The following is an 11,132-nucleotide window of genomic DNA, read 5'->3' as shown; positions in this document are numbered from 1 at the left end:
TAGATGAAGCGGCCTTTCTCGCCCACTTCTCCGCTCATCTTGGGCTTGAAGCCCTGGGCCAGCAGGCGTTCCAGATCGGCGTCGTAGCTTTCAGTCCAGTAGGCCACGTGCTGCAGGCCGGTGCGGCCGGCTTGCAGGAAGTCGCGATACATGGACGGCACGTCGTTGCGCGTCTGGATCAGCTCCACCTGCACGAAACCCGAGTTGGCCAGCGCCACCGAGTTGTGCGGCTCGTGGCGGGCGCCGTCGTACTGGTAATTCACGATCGGCACGCGCGGGTTGTAGTACCAGGGGCCCACGCCCAGCGTGGTGCTCCAGTAGTCCATGGCAGCTTCGATGTCGTGCACCACATAACCGAGTTGGCGGATTTCGCCCAGGAAACGACTCATGATGGATCTTTATGAAAAAGTTGGCTGAATAGGCGAGGCGCTCGCGGCAGGCATTGGGCGCCCGCCGCGTCGCATCACAGGAAACCGATCGAGAACCAGGGGAAGGCGGCGACGACAATCAGCCCGACCAGCAGCGCGGCGATGTAGCCCCAGATCGGGCCGATGCCCTCGTTGGGGTCGACGCGGCTGATGGCGCAGGCGCCGTAATAGCCCACGCCGAAGGGCGGCGCGAACAGGCCGATGCCCATGGCGAAGATGACGACCATCGCGTAGTGCACTTCGTGCACGCCGGCCTGCACCGCGATCGGGAACAGCAGCGGCCCGAACAGCACGATGGCGGGAATGCCTTCCAGCACGCTGCCCAGGATGATGAAGGCGACGATGGACACGGCCAGGAAACCGTAGCTGCCGCCGGGCATGCCGGCCATCAGGCGGGCCAGGTCGCCCGAGAAGCCCGATTGCGTCAGCGCCCAGGCCATGGCGGTGGCGCAGCCCACGATCAGCATGATGGCGCCGGACAGGGAGGCCGTTTCGATCAGCATGGGCCGCAGGCGCGCCCAGTCGAAACGCCGGTAGATCAGGATGCCGATCACGGCGGAATACACGATGCCGATGGTCGATACCTCGGTGGCCGTGGCCACCCCTTCGACGACGGCGGCGCGGATCACGAAGGGCAGGGCGACGGCGGGCAGGGCGATGACGAAGAAGCGGCCGATTTCCTTCGCGCTGAAACGTTGCGCCAGGCTCAGGTCTTCCTTGCGGTAGCGCCACCACACCACTGAACACAGCGCCAGGCCGAGCACCACCGCGGGCAAGAGGCCGCCCGTGAACAGCGCGGCGATCGATACGCCGGTGACTGACCCGATCGTGATCAGCACGATGGACGGCGGGATGGTTTCGGTCTGCGCGCCGGTGGCCGACAACAGCGCCACCAGGTCGCCCGGCTTGGCGCCGCGCTTCTGCATTTCCGGGAACAGCACGGGCGCGATGGCCGCCATGTCGGCGATCTTCGACCCCGAGATGCCCGACACCAGGTACATGGCGCCGATCAACACATAGGACAGGCCGCCGCGCACGTGGCCCAGCATGCTGGCCAGGAACTGGATCATGGCGCGCGCCATGCCCGTCATCTCGATCAGCGACCCCAGGAAGATGAAGAGCGGCACCGCCAGCAGCATCAGGTGCGACATGCCTTCGTCCAGCCGGCCGACCATGACTTCCATCGGCGTGTTGGTGGTCAGCGCCAGATAGGAGAACGTCGCCAGCGCGAATGAGAACGCGATGGGCACGCCCGAGAACACGGTGGCGGCCACGATGCCGACGAAAAAGATCACCAGGTTGATCTTGCCCAGCCCCTTGAAGAGCGGCTGCGCCAGCCAGAAAAGGGCCACGACCACGGCTACTCCCACCAGCGCCATCAGCACTTGCGGCAGCGGCTGGGTGCGCAGCAGGCGCAGCACGGCCACCACGGCCATCAGGCCCATGCCCACCGGAATGGCTGACGCGCGCCATGCATTGCTGAGTTCCAGCGCCGGGGTGATGATGAAGTGTTCTTCGTGGGCGTACTCGATGGCAGGCGCCAGGATCAGGATCAGGAACGCCAGCGACGCGGCCAGCGCCACGGTTTCCAGCTGCGCGCGGCGCGCAGGGCTGACGTTGTTGACCAGCGCCGTCATGCGCATGTGCTCGCCGCGCCGCAAGGCCACGACGGCGCCCAGCATCGACAGCCACAGGAACAGGATGGAGGCGAGCTCGTCGGACCAGACCAGCGGGCTATGGAACGCGTAGCGTGCGACCACGCCGGCGAACAGCACGAAGATCTCGATCAGGACGATGGCGGCGGCGGCGTGCTCGACCACACAGCCCAGCGCGCTGTCCAGCGCGCTGGCGGCCCGGCGCAGGGGATTGGCCGGCAGCACCGGGGCCGCGGCGTGGGGGGCGGACAGGGAGGACATGGCGCGACCTCAGGCCAGCTTGCCGACGCTTTGTTCCAGCAGCGACCAGGCCTCGTTGCCGAAGCGGCCTTGCCATTCCTTGTAGAAGCCGGCGGTGCGCAACTGTTCGCGGAAACTGTCGGCGGCCGGCTGGTTGAAGAGCAATCCCTTGGCTTCCAGATCGGATTGCACCGAGGCGTTGAGCTTCTTGATGTCTTCGCGTTGCGCCAGGCCGGCTTCGTTGATGCCGCGGGCGACGACGGTCTTCAGGTCTTCCGGCAGGCCCTCCCACATGCGGCCGTTGGCGATGAACCAGTAGCCGTCCCAGATGTGGTTGGTCAGCGAGCAGTATTTCTGCACTTCGTAGAGCTTGGCGACCTGGATGATGGGCAGCGGATTCTCCTGCGCGTCCACCACCCTGGTCTGCAAGGACGAATACACCTCGCTGAACTGCAGGCTGGCGGGCGCGGCGCCCAGGCCCTTGAACATGGAGATGGGCAGCGAACTGACCGGCACGCGGATCTTCAGGCCGTTCATGTCGGCGGCGGAAGCGACAGGCGCCTTGCTGCTGGTGGTCTGGCGAAAGCCGTTGTCCCACATCTTTTCAAACGCGTAGAGCTTGCGCTGCGCAATGGCGGCGCGCACGTGCGCCCCGAGCGCGCCGTCCATGGCGCCCCAGACCTGGTTGTAGTCCTTGAACGCGAAGCCCACCGCGTTGATGGCGGCCACCGGCACCAGCGTGGCGATGACCAGCGCCGACGGCGTGAAGAAGTCGATGCCGCCCGAGCGCACTTGCGCCAGCATGTCGGTGTCGCCGCCCAACTGGTTGTTCGGGAAAATCTTGATGTCCACGCGGCCGTTGCTTTCCTTCAGGATGCGTTCGGCGGCCTCCTGGGCGCGGATGTTCAGCGGGTGGGTCACCGGCAGGTTGTTGCCGTACTTGAGCGTGTAATCGGCCGCGCGGGCGATCAGCGGGAATCCGCCAGCCAGGGCCACGGCGGGAACGGCGCAAAGGCGGCGCAGGGCACTGCGGCGTGTCAGCAGCTTCATGGTTGTCTCCATAATCGTATTTATGATGTTTTTTGATGTGCCACAAAAACGCCAATCCCATGCGGCAGTGTGGACAATAGTGAATAGGCAGTATCATCGTCAAACCCCATTCATGATGGTTTTTGATGTGAATAAAGCCGCTCCCGAACGCAAGCTCGCCCGCTTGGCCGACGTGGCCGCGCGTGCCGGCGTGTCTACCGCCACGGCCGACCGCGTGCTGAACCGCCGGCCCGGGGTGCGCGCCAACACCGCGCAAAAGGTCTTCAAGGCCGCCATCGAACTGGATTACCTGCCCGAACAGGAATTGGGCGCCGCCGCTCCGGCGGAACCGATGCGGCTGGTGTTCCTGCTGCCGCGCGGCAGCAACCGCTACCTGCGCATGCTGGGTGACACCGTCAGCTATGCGCATGAGCACTTCGGGCCGCTGAACGCCAAGTGCCAGATCGAATACGTGGAAAGCTTCAACCCCGACGCCCTGGCCCAGGCGCTGGCCAAGCATGGCAAACGGGCCGACGGCATCGCCTTCATGGCGCTGGAGCACCCGGTGGTGCGCGAAGCCGTCAACACGTTGGCGCAGCAGGGCGTGCCGACGGTCACGCTGATTTCCGATCTGGCCAACAGCGCGCGCACGGCCTATGTGGGGCTGGACAACCGCGCCGCGGGCCGCACGGCCGGGTACCTGATCGCGCGCTTCATCGGGTCGCGCGCGGCGCATGTGGCGCTGATCGCCGGTTCGCGCCATTACCGCGCTCATGAAGAGCGCGAAAGCGGCTTCTTGCAGCTGTATGCCGAACAGTTCCAGGCCATGCAGGTGGTGGACCTGCGCGAAGGCTATGACGACGCCCAACGCAACTACGAGCAGACGCGCCAGTTGCTGGAGCAATATCCCAATCTGGCGGGCATCTACAACATCGGCGGGGCGTCCGACGGGGTGGCGCGTGCGCTGAAAGAGGCGGGCCAGCAGCACCGGGTGGTCTTCATTGGCCACGGCTTGACGCCTGACACCCGGTCGTTGCTGATCGACGGCACGATGGACGCCGTCATCACGCAAAGCCCGATGGAAGCGTTGATGAGCTGCGTGCGCATCTTCTGCAACCTGCGCGACAAGCGAAGCCCGATGAACGGCGTGGAACTCGCGCGCAGCCAGGTGATTTTTCGCGAGAACCTGCCGTAGTTCGAGCGGGTTCGCCGCAGTCCCTGTCGCGCGTCGTGGCCCGCCCGCCGTGGTCTGGCGTGGCCAGCCTTGGTCCGACGCCTTCCGGCGTGCATTGCGTTAATGCATTTATCGCTTGCGTATTAACTGCCTAGGCAGATAAACTTCGGAAATCGACCTGCAGCTGCTTGAAGGCAACCATGTCCCCCGTCAAACCTACCGTGCTGGACCGCTTCCATACCGGCGAACTCGGCTTCATGGTGACGTCGGTGCGCAACAGCATCCACGAGGCCCTGGAACGCGAATTGGCCCCGTTCGAACTCACCACGCCGCAGTACGTGGTGCTGAACTGTCTGGCCAAAGGCTGGGGCCGAACGCTTAGCGACTTTTGCCGGGTGCTGGCGTACGACTCGGGCGCCATGACCCGTTTGCTGGACCGCATCGTGGCCAAGGGATTCATTCGCCGCGTGGAAAACGAAGCCGATCGGCGCAGCTATCTGATCGAACTGACCGAGCAGGGGCAGGCCGCGTTGCCGCAGGCGCTGGCCGCGGCTGAGGTCGCCATGCAGCGTCTGCTGGCCGGGTTTTCGGAGGGCGATGCCGAGATGTTGCACAAGCTGTTATCGCGGTTGCTCGTCAATGCTGCAGCGGACTGACACCACCAGCCCGCTTTTTTTTTAATCATTTATCTGCCTAGGCATATACAGCCTGGGCATAGACAAACGTTTGCCACGCCCGCCATGAGAGCTACCCAACCTGCGGTTCCGCCCGCCTTGCTGATGACGATCGGTGCGCTGACCTTCGTCGATTTCCTGCAGAACGGCATGGTCACGTTTGCCGCCGCGCCCATCATGGGCGAGATCGGCGCCAGCCCCGAGGAATACACGACCGTCGCGGTCATCTACGCCTGCGTCGCGGTGGTGCTGATTGCGCTTCAAGGGTGGCTGGTGCATCACCTGGGTTTGCGCCGATACCTGCTGGCGTCTCTGGGTGCCGCGGGGGTAGGCGCGGTGGTGTGCGCGTTGTCGCTGAGCGTAGCGGGCTTTCTGCTGGGCAGGGTGCTGATGGCCACGGGGTGCGCCGCCATGTTGACCTCGTCGCGGCTGACCGTGAACCTGATCCCGCCATGCCCTGCGCGGTTTCAGGGCATCAAGGCGCTGGCGACGGGGCTGTGCACGGGTACGGCGCTGGCGCCCTGGCTGGCGTCGCTGGCTGTCGAGCACGACGGTTGGCCGCTGATGTTCTGGCTGGTGGCGGTGCTGTCGGTGCTGGCGATGGTCCCGGTCGCATGCTCCATGCCGGGCAAGGAAGGCGGCGCCACGGTGGCCGGGCAGGCACGCTTCGCGCCGATCGCCGCACTGGGGCTGGGCAGCTTCCTGGTGCTGCATGCCTTGCAGCGGTCCTACTACGACTTTTTCAGCGACCGTCATCTGCTTGTGCTGTTCGCGTTGGCGGGGCTGGCCGCGCTGGCGTATTTCGTGTGGTCGGAAACGCGCACCGGCGCGCCGCTGCTCAAGTTGGGCGGCATGAAAGAGGTGCGCTTCCTGAGCGGCCTGGCGCTCTTCATGTTCTGCTATCTGATGCTGGGCGCCAATGGCTATCTGGTGCCCCTGATGCTGCAGCGCGCGCTGGGCCATTCCTGGGCCAACACGGGCGTGTTCTTTGCGATGGGGCTGGGGGCCGGCGTGCTGACGTTTGTGGTGATGTCGCAGTTGCTTGCCCGCTGGCCGTCGCCGCGCAAGTTTTTCGTGGCGGGGTTCCTGGCCCTGGCGGCGTTCGGCGTCCTGATGTCGCGCCTGTCGCCCACGGCGGACGCCTGGACGGACGTGTTGCCCGCGCTGGCCTGCTACGGCGTGTTCATCATGATCGTCATGCCCGCCACGGCGATGAACACCTTCGCGGGATTGACGCACGACCCTGCCGTCTTCGCGCATGCGCAGCAAGTCAAGAACATGCTGGCGCAGGTCGGACAGGCACTTGGCATCATGCTGGCGACCGTGGGGCAGCAGTGGCTGACGTCCGAACACTACAACGTGCTGCAAGAGAGCATCGCCACGGGCAACGCCAATTTCGAAGCGGCCAAGGCGCAACTCAGCGCCGTGTACGCCACGGTGGCGGATCCCGCGCAGGCGCAGCAGATGGCCATGGCGCAGATCTCGCAAATGCTGAATCAGCAATCGGTGCTGTTGGCGAATCTGGATCATTTTCGCGGGCTGGCCGTGCTGGCGTTGGCAGGCGTGGCGGTCAGCCTGACGCAGCGGGTGTTCCGGTAGGCCGTGGCGTCAATTGCCTTCCAATTGGCCGATCACCTGGCGCGCCACGTCGGCCAACGCCAGGCCGCCATCCATCGCGGCGCGTTGCAGGCGTTCATGCGCGGCTGGCTCGGTCAGGCCGTAATGGCTGATCAGCAGCAGCTTGGCGCGATCGATGCGCTTTTTTTCGTCCAGGGCGCCGCGCACGGCGTTCAGCGCGTCGTCGGTGCGCTGCAGGCGCAGCGTCTGTTCACGCATCATGTCCAGGATCGACCGCTCCAGTTCATTGCCCAGGCCGTCCGAGGGAGGCGTATCCACGATGCGGCTTTGCACGCGGAACAGCATGCTGGGCGCGCGGCCGCTGGCATGGTCGGCATAGCGGCTTAACAGCAGGCGGCGGTCGTTCAGCTCTTGGCGGGTTTCGGCGATGCGCCGGTTGCATTGCAGGGCCAAAGCTTCGGCCAGCAGGCTCTCGACTTCGCGCATGGCATCGATGCGCGCCGTGCTCAGGTTAAACCACAGCTCGGCCAGTGTGCTATCCACAGGTCGTGCGCTATCGGTGCGCTGCGCCATGTCGCGCATCCGCTGCAGCGGCGGGTCTTGTTGCTGGAGTTCGGCCCAGCATTGCAGCGCGGCGCCCTCCGCATAGTGCGCATAGGTATCGAAGCTGCGCCGCTGGTTGGCCGCTAGGCCCAGCATGCGCGCTTTTTGAGTGTCGGTGAAGCATCCGGCCGTAAAGCCCGTCACGCCGCAGGCGCGTTCCTGGCCGCTCGATTCCTTGCCCTGCATGAAGTTCAGCAGCGCCACCAGGATGCGGGTAACGCCGGGATCCAGCGCCAAATCGGCCGCTTCGAAGACGACGGCCAGCAGGCTGCCGATCACCTGGGTGAAGCGGGAATCGGCGTCTTCGACGGGCACGGATCGGTCGCGGACCTGGCGGCGCAACGCGGGCAGCTCATCCAGGCGGAACAGGGCAAAGGCGATGCAGTTGAGCAAGCGCGCGCGGCCGCTGCCTTGCGCGGGGTCGGCGGCCTGGCCGTCCAGGAACGGGCGTGACTGCGCCTCGACGCTTGCAGCGTCCTGGCTTAGCCCGGCCAGGGCCTGTTGCAGGCGGCCTGGCGGGCTGCACAGCGTCAGGTTGGAGTAGCCGCGCTCTTTTTGCAGCACGTGCACCAGCGCGCTGATGCGCACCACCAATTCGCAGGTGCCCGCCAGGGCTTCCAGGTCCAGGAGTTCGCTACGCCGGGCGGCCAGCAGGAAGCGCAACGGCGGTGGCAGGTGACGTTCGGCCATGGCAGGTCAGGCGATTTCCACGGCGTCGCCGGCAAGGCGTGCGTGCCAGGTGCGCAGCCGCTGCTCGGGATACTGTACGCAGGTGCCGTCGGCTAGCCGGAAGTGCTGCTTGTAAAGCGGCGAGGCCACGACCAGTTCGCCACCGATATGGCCGACCAGGCCGCGGCCGATGACGTTCGCGCCCGATTTCGGGTCGCGGTTTTCGATGGCGTACAAGTCGCGGCCTTCGGCGCCGGGCAGGTAGAACAAGGCGATCTGCTCGCCGTCCACCAGCACGACGACACCAGACTGGGCCACCAGGTCCTGCCGCGTGCAGACGGGACGCCAGGGGCGGGATGGGGCGGGGGCGTTCATCAGGCGATCTCCTCTGCGATGGGGATGACGCGCGAGGGCGCGCGCGCCGGGGCAGGGCGGGGCTGGCCGCGTTCCTGCACGAACCGGATGTCGGGGTCGCCGCCGCGGTCGTTCACGAAGGTACGGAAGCGCTTGAGCTTTTCCGGGTCGTTCAGCGCGTTGGCCCACTCGCATTCGTAGCGGTCCACCACCAATTGCATCTGGGCGTCCAGTTCCGCGCACAGGCCCAGGCTGTCGTTCAGCACCACGTCCTTCAGATACGCCAGGCCGCCCTCCAGCGATTCGCGCCAGACGGACGTGCGCTGCAGCTTGTCGGCCGTGCGGATGTAGAACATCAGCACGCGGTCGATCGTGCGGATCAGCGCGGCGTCATCCAGATCGGTGGCGAACAGTTCGGCGTGGCGCGGGCGCATGCCCCCGTTGCCGCACACGTACAGGTTCCAGCCGTTTTCGGTGGCGATCACGCCGATGTCCTTGCTTTGCGCCTCGGCGCACTCGCGCGTGCAGCCCGACACCGCGAACTTCAGCTTGTGCGGCGAGCGCAGGCCCTTGTAGCGGTGCTCGATGTCCAGCGCCATCTGCACGCTGTCCTGCACGCCGTAGCGGCACCAGGTGCTGCCCACGCAGGACTTCACGGTGCGGGTGGACTTGCCGTAGGCGTGGCCGGTCTCGAAGCCGGCGGCGATCAGCTCGGCCCAGATGTCGGGCAGTTCATGCAGTTGCGCGCCGAACAGGTCGATACGCTGGCCGCCGGTGATCTTGGTGTAGAGCTGGTACTTCTTGGCCACCGCGCCGATGGCGATCAGGCCGTCGGGCGTGATCTCACCGGCGGGAATGCGCGGCACCACCGAATACGTGCCGTTCTTCTGCATGTTCGCCATGAACGTGTCGTTGGTGTCTTGCAGCGGCACCAGGTGCGGGTCCTGGATGGGGCGGTTCCAGCACGACGCGAGGATGGAGCCGACCGCTGGCTTGCAGATGTCGCAACCCACGTGCCCCTTGCCATGGCTGGCCAGCAGGGCCTCGAAGGTCTCGATGCCGCCTACGCGCACGATGGCGTACAGCTCCTGGCGGGTATAGGCGAAATGCTCGCACAGGCTTTTGTCCACGGCGACGCCGCGGCTGGCCAGTTCGTGTTCCACCACCTGCTTGAGCAGGCTGGCGCAGCCGCCGCAGCCCGAGGCCGCCTTCGTGCAGCGTTTGACGCCGGCCAGATCGGAGCAGCCGCCGTCGATGGCGGCGCTGACCGCGCCCTTGCTCACGTTGTGACAGGAACAAAGGGTGGCGGTGGCCGGCAGCGCATCCACGCCCAGCGCGGGCGCGGCCTTGCCCAGCGGCAAGATCAGGCTGGCGGGGTCCGGTGGCGGCGCGATGCCGTTCTGCACATACTGCAGCAGGGTGTCGTAATAGCGGTTGTCGCCAACCAGCACGGCGCCCAGGACGCGCTTGCCGTCGGCCGAGACCACCAGCCGGCGGTAGCTGGCGCCGGCCTCGTCGATGTAGCGATAGCTGCGCGCGCCCGGCGTCGCGCCGTGCGCGTCGCCGATGGAGCCCACGTCCACGCCCAGCAATTTCAGCTTGGTCGACATGTCGGCGCCGGAGAAGGGGTATTCCGGCGCGTCGCACAGCTCGGCCGCGACGATGCGCGCCATCTGATAACCCGGCGCGACCAGGCCGAACACGCTGCCATTCCAGGCCGCGCATTCGCCGATGGCGTAGATGTGGTCGTCGCTGCTGCGGCAGCGGTCGTCGATGGCGACGCCGCCGCGTTCGGCCAGGGCCAACCCGGCTTGGCGCGCCAGCGTCACTTGTGGGCGGATGCCGGCCGAGAACACGATCAGGTCGGTCTCCAGCGGTTCGCCTTCGGCAAAGCGCATGCGGTACCGGTAGCGCGTGCCCGGCTTGATGTCCTGCGTGGCGCGCGACAGGTGTACGCCCACGCCCAGCGCTTCGATGCGGGCGCGCAGCGCGTTGCCGCCCGCGTCGTCCAGTTGCACCGGCATCAGGCGCGGCGCGAATTCCACCACGTGGGCTTCCAGGTTCAGCGACTTCAGCGCATTGGCGGCTTCCAGTCCCAGCAGCCCGCCGCCCACGACCACACCACGCCGCGCGCCGCTGGCCGCTGCGCGGATCAGGTCCAGGTCGTCGATCGTGCGGTACACCAGCCGCGACGCGCCTTCGGCGCCGGCAATCGGGGGAACGAAGGGGTAGGAGCCCGTGGCCAGCACCAGCTTGTCATAGGCGAGGCGGCCAGTCGCTGTCACGATTTCATGGTGATGGCGGTCGATTTCCAGCACTGGCTCGCCCAGGTGGAGCGTCAGCCCGTCCTGCGCATAGAACTCGGCGCCGCTCATCGCCATCGACTCGGCGTCGCGCCCGTTCAGGTATTCGGACAGATGCACGCGGTCGTAGGCGCGGCGCGATTCCTCGCCGTAGACGTGGATGCGGTAGCGCGCAAGGGCGCCGCGGGCGATCAACTGCTCGACGCAATGGTGCCCCACCATGCCGTTGCCGATCACGACCAGGGTCTGCAAGGAATTGGGAGTGGCCGCTGCTTTCATGGAAATCCCCAGGCTTGGATGGATGAATCAAAAAGGCAAAAGGCGCCCTGGACCTTGCGGTCGGGGCGCCTTTGCCGGAACTGCTCAAGTTGTGGTGCTTGCCTTGCGGCCTGCATGAACACTTAAGCAAAGTCCGTGCCAGCGGA

The 11,132-nt window shown here is 66.1% G+C and carries 9 protein-coding genes; 3 read left to right on the top strand and 6 right to left on the bottom strand.

Annotation, left to right across the window (positions count from 1 at the left end; translation table 11 throughout):
* The 3 genes from ACO6D5_RS27890 to ACO6D5_RS27880 form a co-directional block, all read right to left on the bottom strand.
* Nucleotides 1-389 (bottom strand): VOC family protein (locus ACO6D5_RS27890; RefSeq protein WP_485827188.1); only part of this gene is annotated, 389 nt, incomplete at its 3' end.
* Nucleotides 390-463: 74 nt separating this feature from the next.
* Nucleotides 464-2,344, bottom strand: a complete 1,881-nt coding sequence (locus ACO6D5_RS27885) for a TRAP transporter large permease (RefSeq protein ID WP_485827187.1) — start codon at nucleotides 2,342-2,344, stop codon at nucleotides 464-466.
* A gap of 9 nt (nucleotides 2,345-2,353) precedes the next feature.
* The gene (locus ACO6D5_RS27880; RefSeq protein ID WP_485827186.1) at nucleotides 2,354-3,373 is read right to left on the bottom strand and encodes a TRAP transporter substrate-binding protein; all 1,020 of its coding nucleotides are present in this window, start codon (nucleotides 3,371-3,373) and stop codon (nucleotides 2,354-2,356) included.
* Between the two features lie 112 nt (nucleotides 3,374-3,485).
* Between ACO6D5_RS27880 and ACO6D5_RS27875 the strand changes: the two genes are divergently transcribed.
* The 3 genes from ACO6D5_RS27875 (at nucleotide 3,486) to ACO6D5_RS27865 (ending at nucleotide 6,799) form a co-directional block, all read left to right on the top strand.
* Nucleotides 3,486-4,547: a LacI family DNA-binding transcriptional regulator gene (locus ACO6D5_RS27875; RefSeq protein WP_485827185.1), complete on the top strand. Its 1,062-nt coding sequence runs from the start codon at nucleotides 3,486-3,488 to the stop codon at nucleotides 4,545-4,547.
* Between the two features lie 179 nt (nucleotides 4,548-4,726).
* Nucleotides 4,727-5,182, top strand: coding sequence for a MarR family transcriptional regulator (locus ACO6D5_RS27870; protein ID WP_315846281.1), 456 nt, complete (start codon nucleotides 4,727-4,729; stop codon nucleotides 5,180-5,182).
* 84 nt (nucleotides 5,183-5,266) lie between these two features.
* A complete protein-coding gene (locus ACO6D5_RS27865; protein ID WP_485827184.1) occupies nucleotides 5,267-6,799 on the top strand; it encodes an MFS transporter in 1,533 nt (510 codons plus the stop codon).
* Between the two features lie 9 nt (nucleotides 6,800-6,808).
* Here the strand turns inward: ACO6D5_RS27865 and ACO6D5_RS27860 are convergent, their stop codons facing one another.
* Genes ACO6D5_RS27860 through nirB form a run of 3 tightly spaced genes read right to left on the bottom strand, consistent with a single transcriptional unit; the run spans nucleotide 6,809 to nucleotide 10,986 of the window.
* Nucleotides 6,809-8,071 (bottom strand): nitrate- and nitrite sensing domain-containing protein, encoded by a 1,263-nt coding sequence (locus ACO6D5_RS27860; RefSeq protein WP_485827183.1) that lies wholly within the window; start codon nucleotides 8,069-8,071, stop codon nucleotides 6,809-6,811.
* Nucleotides 8,072-8,077: 6 nt separating this feature from the next.
* Nucleotides 8,078-8,425, bottom strand: a complete 348-nt coding sequence (nirD, locus tag ACO6D5_RS27855; protein ID WP_485827182.1) for a nitrite reductase small subunit NirD — start codon at nucleotides 8,423-8,425, stop codon at nucleotides 8,078-8,080.
* A complete protein-coding gene (gene nirB, locus ACO6D5_RS27850; RefSeq protein ID WP_485827181.1) occupies nucleotides 8,425-10,986 on the bottom strand; it encodes a nitrite reductase large subunit NirB in 2,562 nt (853 codons plus the stop codon). Before nirB ends, nirD begins: the two co-directional genes overlap by 1 nt.
* Between the last annotated feature and the right edge of the window lie 146 nt (nucleotides 10,987-11,132).

The sequence above is a fragment of the Achromobacter sp. genome, from assembly GCF_057314935.1.
Note: the sequence above shows the minus strand (reverse complement) of the source record. Positions and strands in the feature narration are given on the sequence as shown.